19 protein-coding genes are annotated in these 17,067 nt (G+C 76.7%); 14 read left to right on the top strand and 5 right to left on the bottom strand.

Annotated features, from left to right (window positions below; translation table 11 throughout):
* The first annotated feature begins 94 nt into the window (after positions 1-94).
* The 5 genes from hisD to BLQ97_RS16930 are packed head-to-tail and all read left to right on the top strand — an operon-like array spanning position 95 to position 3,844.
* Positions 95-1,399 carry a histidinol dehydrogenase gene (gene hisD, locus BLQ97_RS16945; protein ID WP_091367186.1) on the top strand — a complete coding sequence of 435 codons (1,305 nt, stop codon included), beginning with the start codon at positions 95-97 and terminating at the stop codon, positions 1,397-1,399.
* Positions 1,396-2,499, top strand: coding sequence for a histidinol-phosphate transaminase (locus BLQ97_RS16940; RefSeq protein WP_091367185.1), 1,104 nt, complete (start codon positions 1,396-1,398; stop codon positions 2,497-2,499). The genes hisD and BLQ97_RS16940 overlap by 4 nt, the downstream gene beginning before the upstream one ends.
* Positions 2,500-2,504: 5 nt before the next feature.
* A complete protein-coding gene (hisB, locus tag BLQ97_RS16935; RefSeq protein WP_091367184.1) occupies positions 2,505-3,101 on the top strand; it encodes an imidazoleglycerol-phosphate dehydratase HisB in 597 nt (198 codons plus the stop codon).
* Positions 3,102-3,278, top strand: a complete 177-nt coding sequence (locus BLQ97_RS23425) for a hypothetical protein (RefSeq protein ID WP_175471787.1) — start codon at positions 3,102-3,104, stop codon at positions 3,276-3,278.
* A 47-nt stretch (positions 3,279-3,325) separates the two neighbouring features.
* On the top strand, positions 3,326-3,844 hold the full coding sequence (locus tag BLQ97_RS16930) for a nucleotidyltransferase family protein (protein WP_217637236.1): 519 nt from the start codon (positions 3,326-3,328) through the stop codon (positions 3,842-3,844).
* A 10-nt stretch (positions 3,845-3,854) separates the two neighbouring features.
* On the opposite strand, the gene BLQ97_RS16925 is transcribed toward BLQ97_RS16930, so the two are convergent.
* Positions 3,855-4,943, bottom strand: a complete 1,089-nt coding sequence (locus BLQ97_RS16925) for a GGDEF domain-containing protein (RefSeq protein ID WP_139173715.1) — start codon at positions 4,941-4,943, stop codon at positions 3,855-3,857.
* 137 nt (positions 4,944-5,080) lie between these two features.
* On the opposite strand from BLQ97_RS16925, the gene hisH reads away from it, so the two are divergent.
* On the top strand, positions 5,081-5,716 hold the full coding sequence (gene hisH / locus BLQ97_RS16920) for an imidazole glycerol phosphate synthase subunit HisH (RefSeq protein ID WP_091367182.1): 636 nt from the start codon (positions 5,081-5,083) through the stop codon (positions 5,714-5,716).
* A gap of 1 nt (position 5,717) precedes the next feature.
* Here hisH and BLQ97_RS16915 read toward each other — a convergent pair whose 3' ends face one another.
* Complete coding sequence (locus tag BLQ97_RS16915) at positions 5,718-6,764, bottom strand: molybdopterin-dependent oxidoreductase (RefSeq protein ID WP_091367181.1); 1,047 nt, start codon at positions 6,762-6,764, stop codon at positions 5,718-5,720.
* A gap of 63 nt (positions 6,765-6,827) precedes the next feature.
* Between BLQ97_RS16915 and BLQ97_RS16910 the strand changes: the two genes are divergently transcribed.
* A complete protein-coding gene (locus BLQ97_RS16910; protein ID WP_091367180.1) occupies positions 6,828-9,137 on the top strand; it encodes a M20/M25/M40 family metallo-hydrolase in 2,310 nt (769 codons plus the stop codon).
* A gap of 14 nt (positions 9,138-9,151) precedes the next feature.
* Here the strand turns inward: BLQ97_RS16910 and BLQ97_RS16905 are convergent, their stop codons facing one another.
* A complete protein-coding gene (locus BLQ97_RS16905) occupies positions 9,152-9,442 on the bottom strand; it encodes a hypothetical protein (RefSeq protein ID WP_091367179.1) in 291 nt (96 codons plus the stop codon).
* A gap of 97 nt (positions 9,443-9,539) precedes the next feature.
* Here BLQ97_RS16905 and BLQ97_RS16900 point away from each other — a divergent pair, with 97 nt between their 5' ends.
* The 4 genes from BLQ97_RS16900 to BLQ97_RS16885 all read left to right on the top strand — a co-directional run bounded on the left by BLQ97_RS16900 (position 9,540) and on the right by BLQ97_RS16885 (position 13,711).
* Positions 9,540-11,045, top strand: a complete 1,506-nt coding sequence (locus BLQ97_RS16900) for an HNH endonuclease signature motif containing protein (RefSeq protein ID WP_091367178.1) — start codon at positions 9,540-9,542, stop codon at positions 11,043-11,045.
* 95 nt (positions 11,046-11,140) lie between these two features.
* Positions 11,141-11,524, top strand: coding sequence for a hypothetical protein (locus BLQ97_RS16895; protein WP_091367177.1), 384 nt, complete (start codon positions 11,141-11,143; stop codon positions 11,522-11,524).
* Positions 11,466-13,052, top strand: a complete 1,587-nt coding sequence (locus tag BLQ97_RS16890) for a sensor histidine kinase (RefSeq protein ID WP_245692325.1) — start codon at positions 11,466-11,468, stop codon at positions 13,050-13,052. Before BLQ97_RS16895 ends, BLQ97_RS16890 begins: the two co-directional genes overlap by 59 nt.
* Complete coding sequence (locus BLQ97_RS16885) at positions 13,049-13,711, top strand: response regulator transcription factor (protein ID WP_091367175.1); 663 nt, start codon at positions 13,049-13,051, stop codon at positions 13,709-13,711. Before BLQ97_RS16890 ends, BLQ97_RS16885 begins: the two co-directional genes overlap by 4 nt.
* 12 nt (positions 13,712-13,723) lie before the next feature.
* Here the strand turns inward: BLQ97_RS16885 and BLQ97_RS16880 are convergent, their stop codons facing one another.
* The gene (locus tag BLQ97_RS16880) at positions 13,724-14,482 is read right to left on the bottom strand and encodes an SDR family NAD(P)-dependent oxidoreductase (protein WP_091367174.1); all 759 of its coding nucleotides are present in this window, start codon (positions 14,480-14,482) and stop codon (positions 13,724-13,726) included.
* Positions 14,479-15,093 carry a nitroreductase family protein gene (locus BLQ97_RS16875; RefSeq protein WP_091367173.1) on the bottom strand — a complete coding sequence of 205 codons (615 nt, stop codon included), beginning with the start codon at positions 15,091-15,093 and terminating at the stop codon, positions 14,479-14,481. Before BLQ97_RS16875 ends, BLQ97_RS16880 begins: the two co-directional genes overlap by 4 nt.
* 59 nt (positions 15,094-15,152) lie before the next feature.
* Between BLQ97_RS16875 and priA the strand changes: the two genes are divergently transcribed.
* From priA to hisF, 3 genes are read left to right on the top strand one after another with little or no spacing between them, the layout of a single operon-like run.
* On the top strand, positions 15,153-15,887 hold the full coding sequence (gene priA, locus BLQ97_RS16870) for a bifunctional 1-(5-phosphoribosyl)-5-((5-phosphoribosylamino)methylideneamino)imidazole-4-carboxamide isomerase/phosphoribosylanthranilate isomerase PriA (RefSeq protein ID WP_091367172.1): 735 nt from the start codon (positions 15,153-15,155) through the stop codon (positions 15,885-15,887).
* Positions 15,884-16,270, top strand: a complete 387-nt coding sequence (locus tag BLQ97_RS16865; RefSeq protein WP_091367171.1) for a RidA family protein — start codon at positions 15,884-15,886, stop codon at positions 16,268-16,270. Before priA ends, BLQ97_RS16865 begins: the two co-directional genes overlap by 4 nt.
* A complete protein-coding gene (gene hisF, locus BLQ97_RS16860; protein ID WP_091367170.1) occupies positions 16,267-17,061 on the top strand; it encodes an imidazole glycerol phosphate synthase subunit HisF in 795 nt (264 codons plus the stop codon). The genes BLQ97_RS16865 and hisF overlap by 4 nt, the downstream gene beginning before the upstream one ends.
* Positions 17,062-17,067: the final 6 nt, after the last annotated feature.

The following is a 17,067-nucleotide window of genomic DNA, read 5'->3' as shown; positions in this document are numbered from 1 at the left end:
GTACGGGCGCGGGGGCCGCCCCGGCGGCGGTGACGAGGGACGGCGCCGCCGCTACTACCCTGGGGCTCTCCCCGAACTCTCCCCGGAGGTCCCCGTGCTCGCCCGCATCGACCTGCGCGGTTCCGCGCTGCCGGGGGTCCGCGACCTGGCCGGCCTGCTGCCCCGCGCCGCCACCGACATCGACTCGGTGCTGGCCACCGTCCGCCCGCTGTGCGAGGACGTCAGGATCCGCGGCGCGCAGGCGGTCCGCGAGATCACCGCCCGCCTCGACGGCGTCGACGCCGAGGACTTCACCGTCCCGCCCGCGGCGCTGCAGGCCGCCCTCGACGGCCTCGACCCGGCGGTGCGCGCCGCGCTGGAGGAGTCGATCGCCCGGGTCCGGACGGTGCACGCCGACCAGGCCCGCACCGACGTGACCACCCAGGTGGTGCACGGCGGCACGGTCACCGAGCGGTGGGTGCCGGTGCGCCGGGTCGGCCTCTACGTGCCCGGCGGGCTCGCGCCGCTGCTGTCCAGCGTGGTGATGAACGTCGTCCCGGCGCAGATCGCCGGCGTCGAGTCGATCGCGGTCGCCTCCCCGCCGCAGCGGGACAACGGCGGGCTGCCCGACCCCGGCGTGCTGGCCGCGTGCGCGCTGCTGGGCGTCACCGAGGTGCACGCGGTCGGCGGCGCGCAGGCGATCGCCGTCTTCGGCTACGGCGCGGGCGCCTGCGAGCCGGTCGACCTGGTCACCGGTCCCGGCAACGTCTACGTCACCGCCGCCAAGCGGCTGCTGCGCGGGCTGATCGGCATCGACTCCGAGGCCGGCCCCACCGAGGTCGCCATCCTCGCCGACGACACCGCCGACCCGGTGCACGTCGCCGCCGACCTGGTCAGCCAGGCCGAGCACGACCCGCTGGCCGGCGCGGTCCTGGTGACGACGAGCGAGGCGCTCGCCGACGCCGTCCTCGACCTCCTGCCGGCGCAGGTCGCGGCCACCAAGCACTCCGAGCGCATCCTCACCGCGCTCGACGGCAGCCAGTCCGGCGTCGTGCTGGTCGACGACGTCGACGCCGGCCTCGCCGTGGTCGACGCCTACGCCGCCGAGCACCTGGAGATCCAGACCCGGGACGCCCGCGCGGTGGCGCTGCGGGTGCGCAACGCCGGCGCGGTGTTCGTCGGCGCCTGGTCGCCGGTGTCGCTGGGCGACTACATCGCCGGCTCCAACCACGTGCTGCCCACCGGCGGCTGCGCCCGGCACTCCAGCGGCCTGTCCGTGCAGACGTTCCTGCGCGGCATCCACGTCGTCGAGTACGACGAGCAGGCGCTGGCCGCGGTGGCCGGGCACGTCGACGCGCTCGCCCACGCCGAGGACCTGCCCGCGCACGCGGCCGCCGTCCGGGTCCGCCAGCAGTCGTGACCACCCTCGACGAGCTCCCGCTGCGGCCGGAGCTGCGCGGCCGCACGCCCTACGGCGCCCCCCAGCTGCAGGTCACGCACCGGCTCAACACCAACGAGAACCCGCACCCGCTGCCCGACGAGCTGCTGGCCACGCTCGGCGAGGCGCTGGGGCACGCGGCGGTGGACCTCAACCGCTACCCCGACCGGGACGCGGTCGCGCTGCGCGCCGACCTGGCCGCCTACCTGTCCCGCGGCGGGGAGCGCATCGAGCCGGCGCAGGTGTGGGCGGCCAACGGCTCCAACGAGGTGCTGCAGCAGCTGCTGCAGGCCTTCGGCGGGGCGGGGCGGACGGCGCTGGGCTTCACGCCGTCGTACTCGATGCACCCGATCATCTCCGCCGGCACCGGCACGTCGTGGGTCGACGGGCACCGGCGCGCGGACTTCACCATCGACGCCGCGCAGGCCGTCGCCCAGGTGCGCGAGGTGCGCCCCGACGTCGTGTTCGTGACCAGCCCGAACAACCCCACCGGGACGGCGGTGGCGCTGGAGACGATCGAGCGGGTCCACGACGCCACCGAGGGCGTGGTGGTGGTGGACGAGGCCTACGCGGAGTTCGCCCGCACCGGGACCCCGTCGGCGCTGACCCTGCTGCCGGGCCGGCCGCGGCTGGTGGTCAGCCGCACGATGAGCAAGGCGTTCGGCATGGCCGGGCTGCGGCTGGGCTACCTGGCCGCCGACCCCGCCGTCGTCGACGCCGTCCAGCTCGTCCGGCTGCCCTACCACCTCTCGTCGCTCACCCAGGCCGCGGCGCGGGCCGCGCTCGCCCACACCGACGCGCTGCTGGCCACCGTCGACGCGGTCCGCCACCAGCGCGACCGGATCGTCGCCACGCTGCCGTCGCTGGGCCTGACCAGCGTGCCCAGCGACGCCAACTTCGTCCTGTTCGGCCGGTTCGCCGACGCGCCCGCGGCCTGGCAGGCGCTGCTCGACCGCGACGTGCTGGTCCGCGACGTCGGCATCCCCGGCTGGCTGCGGGTCACCGCCGGCACGCCCGCCGAGACCGACGCCTTCCTCGCCGCCCTGGGCGAGGTGGCCCCCGACCACCGCCTGGGAGACTGAGACCCATGAGCCGTACTGCACGCGTCGAGCGGGCGACCAGCGAGACCAAGCTCGTCGTCGAGGTCGACCTCGACGGCACCGGGACGAGCTCGATCAGCACCGGCGTCGGCTTCTACGACCACATGCTGACCGCGCTGTCCAAGCACAGCGGCATCGACCTCACCGTGCAGGCCGACGGCGACCTGCACATCGACGCCCACCACACGGTCGAGGACGTCGCCATCGCACTCGGCCAGGCGTTCGGCGAGGCGCTCGGGGACAAGAAGGGCATCACCCGCTACGGCGACGCCACCATCCCCATGGACGAGGTGCTCGTGCAGGCCGCCGTCGACCTGTCGGGCCGGCCCTACTTCGTGCACGCCGAGCCCGAGACGATGACGCCGGTGATCGGGCCGGACTACCCGACGTCGCTGACGAAGCACGTGCTGGAGTCGTTCGCGTTCAACGCGCGGATCACCCTGCACGTGCGGGTGCTCTACGCCGGCCGCGACGCCCACCACATCGTCGAGGGCCAGTTCAAGGCGCTCGCGCGGGCGCTGCGCACCGCGGTCGCCATCGACCCCCGGGTCGCCGACGTGCCCTCCACCAAGGGCGCCCTCTAGGTGTCCTCCGGCGCCGTCCTCGTCGTCGTCGGCGGGTTCCTGCTGGGCGGGGCGTGGAGCATCTGGCGGGCCGACCACGACACGAAGGGCCGCACCGGACCGCAGGTGGTGTTCGCGCTCGTCCTGCTGGTCGCGGCGCTGCTGGCGACGGCGTCGGGGATCCTGCGGTTGATCTGAGCGGCCGGTTCCTGGCGCTCGTCCTCGCCGACCCGGTGGTGGCCGCGGTGCTCGACCGGGCACCGGCTCTGGGACTCGGGGAGTGGTGGCTGACCGCCGGGGTGCTGTTCCAGGCGGCGTGGAACGGGCTCACCGGCCGGCCGCCGGGCACCGGCGTCCGCGACGCCGACCTCTTCTACTGGGACGCCGACACCTCGTGGGAAGCCGAGGACGCCGTCATCCGCCGCGCCGCGGACCTCTTCGCGGACGTGCCCGTGCCGGTCGAGGTGCGCAACGAGGCGCGGGTGCACCTCTGGTACGCCGGCCGCTTCGGCACCGCGGCGCCTCCGGCCTTCCGCTCGTGCACCGACGCCGTCGACGTCTTCGCCGCGGTGTGCTGCTCGGTGGCGCTGACCACGGAGGACGGCCGGCCGCGGCTGTACGCGCCGTACGGCCTCGACGACGCCCTCGGCATGGTCGTGCGGCCCAATCCGGACAGTCCCGCCCCCCGGGAGGTCTACGAGACCAAGGCCGCCCGCTGGCAGGCCGTGTGGCCCGAGCTCACCGTGCTGCCCTGGGACCGCTGACCCGGGCGGCTCAGGGGACGGGGACGGCGGTGTCCTCGGTGCTGTGCGCGGTGCCCTCGGTGCCGTCCGCGGCGGTGACCACCCGGTCGCGGCCACCGCGCTTGGCGCGGTACGCGGCCGCGTCGGCGGCGGCGTGCAGCGCGGTGGCGTCGGGGGCGGTGGCCGTGGCGACGCCCACGCTGAGGGTCGCGCCGAGCGCGGCGTCGGCGGAGCCGACCCGGGCCCGCAGCCGCTCGGCGATCGCGGCGGCCTCGGGCGTGGCGGTGCCCGGCAGCAGCAGCGCGAACTCGTCACCGCCGAGGCGGCCGGCGACGTCGCCGGGGCGGGTCAGCTCGGTCAGCGTGGCGCCCACCAGCTGCAGCACGCCGTCACCGGCCGGGTGGCCGAAGGTGTCGTTGACGGTCTTGAACGAGTCGACGTCGACGATGAGCAGGCTGACCGGGTGGTCGGCCGCGGACCGCCGCACGTGGGCGTCCAGCCGCTCGTGGAAGGCGCGGTGGTTCAGCGTCCCGGTGAGCCCGTCGCGCCGGGCGAGCGCGGCGATCTCCTGGGCGTAGGCGGCGGTGCGCTCGTAGGCGCGGACGTGGTTGGCCGAGGCGAAGGCGCAGGTGCCGGTGGCCACGGCCAGCGCCAGGACGCCGACGAGCAGGTCGGAGGGGCGCAGGCTGCCGTCGACCAGGCCCATCGTCAGGTAGCCCGCGACGATCGTCGTCCCGGCCAGCGCCACGCCGATCGGGGGGTAGGCGAGCGCGGCGTGCGCCAGCAGCACGAACAGGAACAGCACGTAGGGGCTCGTCGTCCCGCCGTCGAGCAGGCACAGCACGATCACCAGCGCGATGCCGGCGGCCTCCCAGGCGTCGTAGAACAGCCGGCCGCGGGGGTGGCGGACCAGCCGCTCCACGGGGACCAGCAGCAGCAGGGGCGCCGGGACAGCGACGGCCAGCGCGATGGGCACGATCACCGCGGCGTTGGGCACTCCGGCGGTGATCCAGGTGCGCACCAGGACGATGACGGGCAGCACGACGCAGAGCACGACACCGCCGATCGTGTGCCGGCGCCAGAAGTCGACGCGCTCCTCGTCCTGTGCCAGTGGTCGCATGACCGGCACATCGCCCGGCCGGGGGCCCGTCTTGAGCCGGGTGCGCCCGGCGCTCACCCCCGAGGGTGGGGCGGGTCCCCGTTCCCGGGCCGGGAATCCCGCCGGGGCCCGCGGCGCTGCTCGGTACCGTGGCAGGCGTGAAGAAGGTGGTCGTCCTCGACTATGGTTCGGGCAACCTGAGGTCGGCCGAGCGGGCGCTGCACCGCGTCGGCGCCGAGGTCACCGTGACCGCCGACCGGGAGGCGGCGCTGGAGGCCGACGGTCTCGTCGTCCCCGGGGTCGGTGCCTTCGCGCACTGCGTCCAGGAGCTGCGCGCCGTCGACGGGCCGCGCACCATCGGCCGCCGGCTGGCCGGCGGGCGCCCGGTGCTGGGCATCTGCGTGGGCATGCAGGTGCTCTTCGAGCGCGGCGTCGAGCACGGCCACGACGCCGAGGGCTGCGGCGAGTGGCCCGGCACGGTCGAGCAGCTGCAGGCGCCGGTCCTGCCGCACATGGGCTGGAACACCGTCTCCGCACCCGCCGACAGCGTGCTGTTCGCCGGCCTGGCCGACGAGCGCTTCTACTTCGTGCACTCCTACGGCGTCCGCGAGTTCCCCCTCGGCCAGGACGGCCGTCCCGGCCCGCTCGCGCCGCCGAAGGTGACCTGGGCCGAGCACGGCGACCGGTTCGTCGCCGGGGTGGAGAACGCGGCCCTGTCGGCCACCCAGTTCCACCCCGAGAAGAGCGGCGACGCCGGCGCGCAGCTGCTCACCAACTGGTTGGCCACCCTCTGAGTCACCGGAGGGGGACCGGCGGCTGCGCCCACCACGGCGCGTCCACGACCTCCACCCGCCGCACCCACTTCACCCACCAGTAGCCGCGCCGGCCGGGCGCCACCAGCCGCACCGGCGCGCCGTGCCCGGCCGACAGCGGCCGGCCCGCGCAGTGGGTGGCCAGCAGCAGCGACCCCGCGTCGCGGAGCGGCAGTCGCCGCCGGTACCCGCTGACGGCGACCACGTCGACGCTGCCGCCGTCGGGCAGGTCCAGCCCGGCGAGCAGCCTGTCCAGCCGCACCCCGCGCCACTGCTGCTCGGCGTACCAGCCGCCGGTGCAGTCGAGGACGGCGGTGACGCGGTCGCCGCGGTCGAGGTCGGCGGCGCGCAGCCGGGTGGTGCGGCTGCCCGCGACCAGCTCGACGGTGTCGTCGGGGTCGGAGCCGGCGTCGGCGGGGACGGTGTCGGTGAACCACTGGGTGACCGGCATCGCGGCGGGGTCCCCGCTGCCGCGCTCGTGCGAGCCGGTCCCGAGCCGCCGGGCGCCCGGCGCGCCGGCCAGCCGCAGGCCGCCCTCGACCGCGCCCCACAGCGCCACGGACCCGGCGGCCAGCGCGCCGGCGCGCAGCAGCGCCCGCCGGGACAGGTCGGCCGGGCGCGGCCGCTGCCGGCTGCCGACCGCGTGCACGACGAGCAGCGCGCCGGTGCCGACGCCGGCGGCGACGTGCACCTGCAGCAGGCCGACGCCGCCCAGCGTGGCGCCCGTCGCGGTGTGCACCACCCCGGTGACCAGCGTGAGCAGCAGGAGGACGGCCAGCGCCCAGGCGGCGACCGGGTCGCGGCGCCCGGCCGGGCGCGACCGCGACCGCCGGACGACGACAGCCTTCCACGGCACCAGCAGCAGCAGGCCCAGCCCCGCGGCGCCGTGCGCGGCGGCCACCAGCCGGGCGGGCAGCGGCGTCCCGACGCCGAAGGCGAGCACGCCGGTGCCGCCGGCCAGCAGCAGGAGGGCGAGCAGGCCGAGGTTGGTGCGCCGCCCGGCGCGGCGCGGGAGGTGCACGGCCGGCATCCCCGGAGTGTCCCCCCGCCCGACCTAGGGTGACCCGGTCCCGGCCCGGTCGAGGAGGACCCGTTGCCCGCCGCCCGTCCCCCCGTCCCCGAGCGGGGGCTGCTCGCCCCGCTCCTCGCGCTGGCCCTGCTGGCCGGCCTGGCGGCGTGGAGCGTGCTGGCGCTGCAGCCGCCGGCACCGGCTCCGGCCGACGCGCCGGCGACGTCGTTCAGCGCGGCGCGGGCGTTCGAGCACGTCGAGCGGTTCGCCGCGGAGACGCACGTCGCGGGCAGCGACGCGCACGGCCGGGTGGTCGACGGGCTGGTCTCCGCCCTGACCGACCTCGGCCTGGACACCCGCGTGCAGAACGCCGTCGGCACCTGGCAGTCCGCGCCGGGCGGGGCGGAGATGGCCCGCGTCCGCAACGTCGTCGCCGTCCTGCCGGGCAGCGAGCCCACCGGGCGGCTGTTCCTCGTCGCGCACACCGACTCGGTGGAGACCGGTCCGGGCGCGAGCGACGACACCGCCGGGGTCGCCACGCTGCTGGAGACGGTGCGGGCGCTGCGCGAGGGCGGGTCGCTGCGCAACGACGTCGTGCTGGTGCTCACCGACGCCGAGGAGGCCTGCCTCTGCGGCGCCGAGGCGTTCGCCGCGAGCCACCCGCTGGCCCCGCAGGGCGGCGTGGTGCTCAACCTGGAGGCGCGCGGCACCACCGGCCCGCCGATCACGTTCGAGACCTCGCTGGGCAACGCGGGCCTGGCCGCGCGGTACGCCGCCGCGGCGCCGCACCCGGTGGCCACCAGCTTCGCCGTCGAGGTGTACCGGACGCTGCCCAACGACACCGACTTCAGCGTGCTGCTGGCGCGCGGCTTCACCGGCCTCAACACCGCCTTCATCGACGGCAACGCCGCCTACCACACGCCGCAGGACACCCCCTCGCGGCTCGACCGCAGCACGCTGCAGGCGCTCGGCGACAACACCCTGGCGCTGACCCGCGAGCTCGGCGACGCCGACCTGACCGACCTCGCCCGGCCCGGGGACGGCGACGCCACCTACTTCCCGCTGCTGTCGGGGCTGGCCCGCTACCCGGGGTGGCTGGTGTGGCCGCTGGCCGCGGCGGCGGTGCTCGGGGCGGCCGCGCTGGCCGTCGTCGACCGGCGGCGGGGCTCCCCGCTGCCGCGGACGCTGCTGGGCACCGCGGCCGCCGTCGTGCCGCTGGTGCTCGCGCCGCTCGGCGTGGTCGGGCTGTGGCGGTTGCTGGTGCTGCTGCGGCCGGGGTACGCCTCGATGCTCGACCCGTGGCGGCCGGGGTGGTTCCGGCTGGCCGCGGTCGCCGTCGTCCTGCTGGTGGTGCTGGCCTGGTACGCGCTGCTGCGGCGGCGGCTGGGTGCGCCGGCGCTGCGCACCGGCGCGCTCGCGCTGCTCGCCGTCCTCGCGGTCGTGCTGGCGGCGCTGGCGCCCGGCGGCTCCTACCTGGCGGCGCTGCCCGCGCTGGCCGGGGCGCTGGTCGCGCTGCTGCCCGCGGGGTCGCGGTCGCTGCGGCTGGCCGCCGGGCTGCTGGCCGGGGCGGTCGCCGTGGTCGTGCTGGCGCCCACCGTGGCGCTGTTCTTCCCGGCGCTCGGGCTGGCCGGCGGGGCGGCACCGGCGGCGGTGACGACCCTGCTGGTGCTCGCGCTGCTGCCGGTGGTCGAGGAGCTGTTCCCGGCCGGTCCCGGACGGCTGCGCGCGCTGGCGGTGCCCGGTGCGGCCGCGGTGCTGGTGGTCGCGCTGACCGTCGTGGGGATCGCCGTCGACCGGTTCGACCAGCAGCACCCGGTGCCCAGCCAGCTGGTCTACGCGCTGGAGGCCGACACGGGCGAGGCGTGGTGGGCCAGCACGGAGTCGCAGCCGGGGGAGTACACGTCGCGCTACGTCGGCACGCCGCGGACGCTGCCGCACGAGTACCCCTACCTCGCCGGCCGCGCGGTCGCGGTCGGGCCGGCGGAGGTGGCCGACCTGCCGCCGTCGACGGTCGAGGTGCTGGAGGACTCCGTCGCGGACGGCCGGCGGACGGTGACCGTGCGGGTGCGGCCGCAGCGCGACGTCCGGCTGGTGGTGCTCGACCTCCGCACCGGCGGCGGGCGGGTGGTCGCCGCCCGTGCCGAGGCCCGGGACGTGCCCGAGGACGCGCTGGGGGCCGACCGGCTGTGGCTGACCTTCCACGCGCCGCCGCGCACGGGCCTGGAGGCGACGTTCACCGTGGAGGGTGGCGGCCCGCTGAGCCTGCGGGTGGTCGACGGCAGCGACGGGCTGGCGGGCCTGCCGGGCTTCGAGCCGCGGCCGGCCGGCGTCGACGCGGCCGGCACGCACAGCTCCGACCTCGTGGTCGTGGGGGCGACGACCGACCTCGGCTGACGGCGGTGTCTGCCTCAACCGGCGTGGGTCAGCGCCGCCAGCGTGCGCAGCCGCTCGACGTACGCCCGCTCCTGCTCGTCGAGCGTTCCCAGCCCGCCGAGCGCGGCCTCGGCGTCCCGCAGCAGGCCGGTGTCGTCAGGGCCGAGCCGGCCCCCGGCGAGGACGGTCCGGACACAGCCGGCCACACCGGCGTCGAGGGTGACCAGGTCGACGCCGTCGACGTCAGCTTCCCGGAGGCGGGTGGGGAACGGGCTGCGCCGGTGCTCCTCCCAGAGGTCGGCCAGCGACGACGGTCCGGACGGCACGTCACGAGCCTGCCAGCCGGCGTGCGGATCTGTGGACGACGTCCTGACCTGGGGATTCACCGAGCGGAGGCCAGGATGATCGGCTAGTGTCGAACACGTGTACGAACGTGCGGAGGTCCACCCCGACGGGACGGTGCGGTCCCTCGGCTGCTTCGCCGACGACGGCACCCCGGTCTCGCGGGAGGAGCTGCGCGCGGCGATCGGGCCGTTGCCGTCCACCGACGAGTTCATGGCACGGATGTGCCCGCCCGGCAGCGCCGAGCGCGCCGCCCTGCCCGACCACTGGGTGGTCCGCCTCCTCCAGCTCGCGGAGCGCCGGGCCGCCGCCCTGGCCGCCGAGAGGGCGGAGCTGGTGGGCCGGCTGGCCGACCAGCGACCCGCCGACGGCGGGCGGCCGGTGCGCGAGGTCATGGACGTCAGTGAGTGGCTGCCGTGCGAGCTCGCGCTGGTCCACCCGTACGGCGAGCGGCGGGCGAGCCGAGTGATCCGCACGTCGTTGGCCCTGACGTCGCGCTTCCCGGCGACGCTGCGGCTGCTGGCCCGGGGCGAGATCGACGAGGCGCGCGCCGAGGCGGTCGTCGACCTGCTCGAGCCGCTCGCGGACGACCTGGCCGCCCGGGTCGAGGCCCAGGTGCTGGCGCGGGCGGGGGAGCAGACGCCGACGAGCCTGCGGGCGAGCATCCGCCGCTGCATCGACCGGCTGGACCCCGCCGCCCGGGAGCGGCGGCACCGTCAGGCCCGGGCCGACGCGGACGTGCGCTGGTGGGCCACCGAGGACGGGATGGCCCGCCTGGCCACCGACCTCCCGCTCGCGGCCGCGGTAGCCTGCGGCAAGGCCGTCGACGGCCTGGCCCGGCAGCTGCGGGCCGACGGCGACGAGCGCCCGATCGGCCAGCTGCGCGCCGAGGTGCTCCAGGACCTGGTGCTGCGACCGTGGGCCACCCGCCCCGGCGTCGCCGTCTCCCTGGTCGTGCACGCGAACCTGGCCACGCTGCAGGGCGGGGACGAGCCGGCCGAGGTCGACGGCCACCCGGTGAGCGCCGCGGAGTGCCGGGCGCTGCTCGCCCAGGTGGGCGCGCTGTCCCTGCACCGGCCCGACGGCGGCACGCTCGAGTTCGCGCTGCACGACCACACCGGCGACCTGGTGACGGCCGTGACCCCGCGAGAGCTGCAGCGCGGAGCCCGGGGGAAGGGACTCCGGCGCCCGCCACGCACCCGCCGGTACCGGCCCACGCGAGGCCAGCGCCGGGTGGTGCACGCCCGCGACCGGCGCTGCCGCCACCCGCACTGCACCCGGCCGGTGGGCCGGGTCGACGCCGACCACGTCGTGCCCTGGCCGCAGGGCCACACCGACTGCGACAACCTCTGCTGCCTGTGCCGCAGACACCACCGGCTCAAGACCCACGCCCGCGGCTGGCGCTTCCGGCTGCTGCCCGGAGGGCGGCTCGAGGTGACCGCGCCCTCCGGGGTCACCCGGGTCACCGACCCGCCACGGGTGCTGCCCGACGCCTCCGCGACCGGGACGGCGCCGCGTCGAGGCGGCGGGGGTGACCCGCCCGCCGCGGACGACGCGCCGCCGGACGTGTCCTGCTGCCCCTCCTGAGCCGGGTGGGTCCGGAACCGGGACGACCGCTCCCGTGAGAGCCCTCTCATCCGGATCTCACGGGTCCGTCACCGGCGCGGCCGAACCTCGGCGGCGTGCGCTCCCGTCCGCTGCTCGCCGTGCTGGCCGGACTGGCCGCCGTGCTGCTCGCCGGCGCGACGGCGTGGGCGCTGCTCGGCGGCTCCGGCGGCAGCGGCGGTGCGGGGCGGGCACCGGTCCCGCCGCCGATCGACGTCCCGGCCCGCGAGGCGCCCGGCGACACCCCGGCCGACGGTCGCTCGGACCCACCGGCCGGCACCGGTGCGCCGGGGCCCGCGCCCGAGTCCACGCCACCGCCCACGCCGCAGCAGACCGACGTCGTCCCCCCACCACCACTACCGGACGACGACAGCGACGCCGATGACGACGACGATGGCGGCGATGACGACGGGCCCCGTGACACCGCCGATGCCGACGGCGTCGGCGACGGTGCCGGCTGATCAGCCGACGCCGGTCGGGTGGCGCGGTCGCGTCCGGAGCCGTCTGGCGCCCCGGGCCGCCCGGACGCGGATCATCGGCTGGGTCCTGCTCATGGTGCTGATGGCGCTGGCCGTGGTCACGCTGGTCACCTGGCAGCTGCTCGTGCGCGCCACCGACGATCGCATGGACGTCGCGCTGCGGGCCGAGGTCGGCGAGTTCCGGCGGATCATCGAGGGGGACGTCGACCCGCGCAGCGGCGAGCCGTTCGCCTCGGTGGCCGACGTCCTGCAGACGATGATCACCTACAACCTCGCCCGGCCGAACGAGAAGTTCCTCGGCTACGTCGACGGCGGGTACCGCTTCCAGAGCCGCATCGAGGCGCCCGTCCTGCTCAGCGAGGACGCCGCGTTCACCGCGCTCGTCGGCTCGGTCGAGGAGACCACCTGGGGGCGCTACGCCAGCGGGGCGGGGGAGGTCCGCTACCTCGCCGTCCCGGTGACGCTGGAGGGCGACCCGTCACGCGGTGTCGCCGTCGTCGCCTACTTCGCCGACCAGGAGCGCCAGGCCGCCGACGACACCGCCACGCTCATGCTCGGCGTCGGCGCGGTCACGCTGCTGCTGGCCGCGGCCGGCGCGTGGGTGGTCGCCGGACGGGTGCTCGCCCCGGTGCGCGCGGTGGCCGGCACCGCCCAGGGCATCACCGAGACCGATCTGTCCGGGCGCATCCGCGTCGACGACCGGCCGCCCGACGAGCTCACCGACCTCGCCGTCGCCGTCAACGCCATGCTCGACCGGGTGGAGTCCGGCGTCGCCGCGCAGCGCCGCTTCCTCGACGACGCCGGCCACGAGCTGCGGACGCCGATCACCATCGTCCGCGGCCACCTGGACGTCCTCGACCCCACCGACCCCGACGACGTCCGGCAGACCGTCGCCCTCGTCGACGACGAGCTCGAGCGGATGAACCGCATCGTCTCCGAGCTGCTGCTGCTCGCCCGCGCCGAGCAGCCGGAGTTCGTGCGCCCCCAGCCGGTCGACGTCGCCGAGCTCACCACCGAGGTCCTCGGCAAGGTGCGCCGCCTCGGCGACCGCGACTGGCAGCTCGCCGGCACCGCCCGTGCCGACCTCCTGCTCGACCCGCAGCGGCTCACCCAGGCGCTGGTCGCGCTGGCCGACAACGCCGTCCGCTACACCGAGCCCGGCGACCGCGTCGTCGTGGGCAGCCGGCTGACCGGCGGCGAGCTGCTCGTGTGGGTCGAGGACACCGGCCCGGGCATCGCCGAGGCCGACCAGGCGCGGGTGTTCGAGCGCTTCGCGCGGGGCAGCTCCGGCGCCCGCCGCGGCGACGGCGCCGGCCTCGGCCTGTCGATCGTGCGGGCCATCGCCGCCGCGCACGGCGGCCGCGTCGAGCTGGACAGCCGCCCGGGCGAGGGAGCGACCTTCACCCTCGTCCTCCCGGCCCGGCCGGCACCACCGCGGGACGCCGACACCGACGCCTCCGACCCTCTTGCCACACTGCCGCCGGCCGCCGTCGAGGGAGGAGCCCGGTGAGCAGGGTGCTGATCGCCGAGGACGAGCCGCGGATCGCCGCGTTCGTCGAGAAGGGCCTGCGGGCCAACGGGTTCGCCACCGCGGTGGTCGGCGACGGGCTGACCGCCCTCGACCGCGCCCGCAGCGGCGAGTTCGACCTCGTCGTCCTCGACATCGGCCTGCCCCTGCTCGACGGGTTCGCCGTGCTGCGCGCCCTGCGCGCCGAGCGCTGCGCCGTGCCGGTGGTCGTGCTGACCGCCCGCGACAGCGTCCAGGACACCGTGGCCGGCCTGGAGGGCGGCGCCGACGACTACGTGCCCAAGCCCTTCCGCTTCGAGGAGCTGCTCGCGCGGGTGCGGCTGCGGCTGGCCGGCGCGCGCCAGGGCGAGGTGGCCGTGCTGACGGTCGGCGACCTGTCGCTGGACCTGCGCACCCGCCGGGCCAGCGTGGGCGGCCGCACGGTCGACCTCTCGGCCCGCGAGTTCGCCCTCGCCGAGACCTTCCTGCGCCACCCCGGCCAGGTGCTGGCCCGTGAGCAGCTGCTCAGCCACGTCTGGGGCTACGACTTCGACCCCGGCTCCAACGTCGTCGACGTGTACGTCCGCTACCTGCGCAGGAAGCTCGGCGCCGGGCGGATCGAGACGGTGCGCGGCATGGGGTACCGCCTGGCCGCCGCGTGAGCGGGTGCCCGCTCAGCTGCGCAGGTAGGACGCCCCGTTCACGTCGACGATCGTGCCGGTGCTGAACCGTGCCTCCGGCGAGGCCAGCCACAGCACCGCCGCGGCCACCTCCTCCGGCCGCGCGACCCGCCCGTACGGCGACTGCGCGCGGACGGCGTCGCCGCCCGGCCCGTCGAGCACCTCGCGCGCCATCTCGGTCTGCACGAAGCCCGGCGCCACGGCGGTCACCGAGATGCCCAGGGGCGCCAGCGCGAGCGCCATCGACTGGGCGAGGGCGTTCATGCCGGCCTTCGACGCGCCGTAGGCCGGGTTGTCCGGCTCGCCGCGGAACGCCCCGCGGCTGGACACGTTCACCACCGCGCCGCCCCCGGCGGCCCGCAGGTGCGGCACCGCGCGGAAGGTCGCGTTGGCCGCGCCCACCAGGTTCACCGCGAGCGTCTCCGCCCACACCTGCTGCCAGTGCTCGTAGGAGGAGGTCAGCGGCGGGGAGGCCACGAAGACGCCGGCGTTGTTGACCAGCACGTCCAGCCCGCCCAGCGCCCCGGCCGCGTCGTCGACCATCACCCCGACGGACTCCGCGTCGGCCAGATCGGCCTGCACCAGCACGTGCCCGGACCCCGGGAGCTCGGCGAGCACGGCCTCGGCGCGGTCGCGGGAGGCACCCCAGTGCACGGCCACCCGGTCGCCCCGCTCGGCGAAGGCCCGGGCGACCGCGCGGCCGATGCCGCGGGAGCCACCGGTGACGAGGACGGCGCGTGAGGAGGAGGTCACGGGCCGGGAGTCAACCAGCGCCCCCGGTGGACGACCTCGTCGAGGCTCCGCCGGCCCCTGCGCAGCGACGGTGAGCGGCGGTCGTCCGCGCCCGGGTAGCCGACCGACACGACGCCCACCGGCCGGTGGGACGGCGGGACGCCGAACGCCGCGCGGAAGCCGTCCACCCGCTCCGCCGGGACGCCGAACAGGCAGGCGCCCAGCCCCTCGTCGACGGCGGTGAGCAGGATCAGCAGCGCCGCCATCCCGGCGTCGACGTCCCAGTAGGGCACCGGCCAGCGCGCCTCCTCCCGGTCGGTCCAGCCCTTGTCGGGCTCGGCGTAGCGGTCGAGGTAGGCGTCCTTCGACGACAACGGCACCACCAGCAGCGGTGCCCGCCGCATCCGGGTCAGCCAGGCGTCGGGCGCCCCCTCGGACGCCGTCACCGACCAGAACAGCTCCCGGTCGGCCGCCGACTCGAGCACCAGGAACGCCCAGCCCTGGGTGAACCCGGCCGACGGCGCCCGGGTGGCGTGCTCGAGCAGCCGGTCGCGCACCTCCGGGGGCACCGGCCGGTCGGGGTCGTAGTCGCGCACCATGCGGCGCCTGCGGACGACGTCGGCGAACTCCACGCCCGGCAGCCTGCCCGGGGCGGTCGGGGCGCCCGGACCCGGTCCCTAGGCTGGACGCCGTGCCGACCCTGCAGCTGCTCCCCGCCGTCGACGTCGCCGACGGCCAGGCCGTCCGCCTCGTGCAGGGGGAGGCCGGCAGCGAGACCTCCTACGGCGACCCCCTCGACGCCGCCCTGCAGTGGCAGCGCGACGGCGCCGGCTGGGTGCACCTCGTCGACCTCGACGCCGCCTTCGGCCGCGGCAGCAACCGCGAGCTGCTCGCCCGCGTGGTCGGCGAGCTCGACGTCGACGTGGAGCTGTCCGGGGGCATCCGCGACGACGAGAGCCTCGCCGCGGCGCTGGCCACCGGCTGCCGCCGCGTCAACCTGGGCACTGCCGCGCTGGAGTCGCCCGAGTGGTGTGCCCGCGCCATCGCCGAGCACGGCGACCGCATCGCCGTCGGCCTCGACGTCCGCGGCACCCGGCTGGCCGCCCGCGGCTGGACCCGCGAGGGCGGCGAGCTCTACGAGACCCTCGCCCGCCTCGACGCCGAGGGCTGCGCCCGCTACGTGGTCACCGACATCACCAAGGACGGCACGCTGCGCGGCCCCAACCTCGACCTGCTGCGCGAGGTCTGCGCCGCCACCCCGAAGCCGGTGATCGCCTCCGGCGGGGTCAGCTCCCTCGACGACATCCGGGCGCTGGCCGGGCTGGCCGCCGTCGGCGTCGAGGGCGCCATCGTCGGCAAGGCCCTCTACGCGGGCGCCTTCACGCTGCCCGAGGCGCTCGCCGTCACCCGCGAGGCGTCGGCGTGACCGTGCGGCGGATCGGCTCCGGCGGACCCTGGGAGGACGTCGTCGGCTACAGCCGGGTCGTCGTCGCCGCGGACTCCGCGTGGGTGAGCGGCTGCACCGCCACCGTCGACGGCGAGGTCGTGCACCCCGGCGACGTGGCCGCGCAGGCGCGGGTGGCCTTCGGCGTGCTGGTCGACGCGCTCGCCTCGGCCGGGTTCGCCCCTGCCGACGTCGTCCGCACCCGCATGTACGTCACCGACACCTCCCGCTGGGAGGAGGTCGGGCGCGTCCACGGCGAGGTGTTCGGCGCCGTCCGCCCGGCCACCGCGATGATCGGCGTCGCCGCCCTGCTGCACCCCGACATGCTCGTCGAGGTCGAGGCCGACGCGGTGCGGCTGCCGTGACCCTCGCCGTGCGGGTGATCCCGTGCCTGGACGTCGACGCCGGCCGGGTGGTCAAGGGCGTCAACTTCGTCGACCTGCGCGACGCCGGCGACCCGGTGGAGATGGCCCGCGTCTACGACGCCGAGGGCGCCGACGAGCTCACCTTCCTCGACATCACCGCCAGCTCCGGCGACCGCGAGACCACCTACGACGTCGTCCGCCGCACCGCCGAGAGCGTCTTCATCCCGCTCACCGTCGGCGGCGGCGTGCGCAGCCCCGACGACGTCGACCGGCTGCTGCGGGCCGGCGCGGACAAGGTCGCGGTGAACACCGCCGCCGTCGCCCGGCCGGAGCTGATCAGCGAGATCGCCGACCGCTTCGGCAGCCAGGTGCTCGTGCTCTCCCTCGACGCCCGCCGGGTGCGCGACGGCGCGGTCACCGACTCCGGCTTCGAGATCACCACCCACGGCGGCCGCCGCGGCACCGGCCGCGACGCCGTCGAGTGGGTGGTGCGGGCCGCCGAGCTCGGCGTGGGCGAGGTGCTGCTCAACTCCATGGACGCCGACGGCACCCGCGCCGGGTTCGACACCGAGCTCATCCGCGCGGTGCGCCGCGAGGTGCGCGTGCCGGTGGTGGCCAGCGGGGGAGCGGGCGCGGTCGAGCACTTCCCGCCGGCGGTCGAGGCCGGCGCCGACGCGGTGCTCGCCGCCAGCGTCTTCCACTTCGGCACGCTGCGGATCGGCGACGTCAAGGCCGCGCTCGCCGGCGCCGGCGTCCCCGTCCGGCACGAGCGGGACACCCCGTTGGCCTGAGCCCGC

This window comes from Geodermatophilus telluris, from assembly GCF_900102745.1.
GTDB lineage: Bacteria > Actinomycetota > Actinomycetes > Mycobacteriales > Geodermatophilaceae > Geodermatophilus > Geodermatophilus telluris.
The sequence above is the reverse complement of the archived record's forward strand: the minus strand, read 5'-3'. Positions and strand labels throughout refer to the sequence as shown.

What these genes read in the sequence shown, in the direction of transcription:
- hisB (WP_091367184.1), top strand. Translation starts at nt 2,505, where the DNA reads ATGAGCCGTACTGCACGCGTCGAGCGGGCGACCAGCGAGACCAAGCTC.
- BLQ97_RS16915 (WP_091367181.1), bottom strand. Translation starts at nt 6,764, where the DNA reads ATGCCGGCCGTGCACCTCCCGCGCCGCGCCGGGCGGCGCACCAACCTC.
- BLQ97_RS16925 (WP_139173715.1), bottom strand. Translation starts at nt 4,943, where the DNA reads ATGCGACCACTGGCACAGGACGAGGAGCGCGTCGACTTCTGGCGCCGG.
- BLQ97_RS16890 (WP_245692325.1), top strand. Translation starts at nt 11,466, where the DNA reads ATGACGACGGGCCCCGTGACACCGCCGATGCCGACGGCGTCGGCGACG.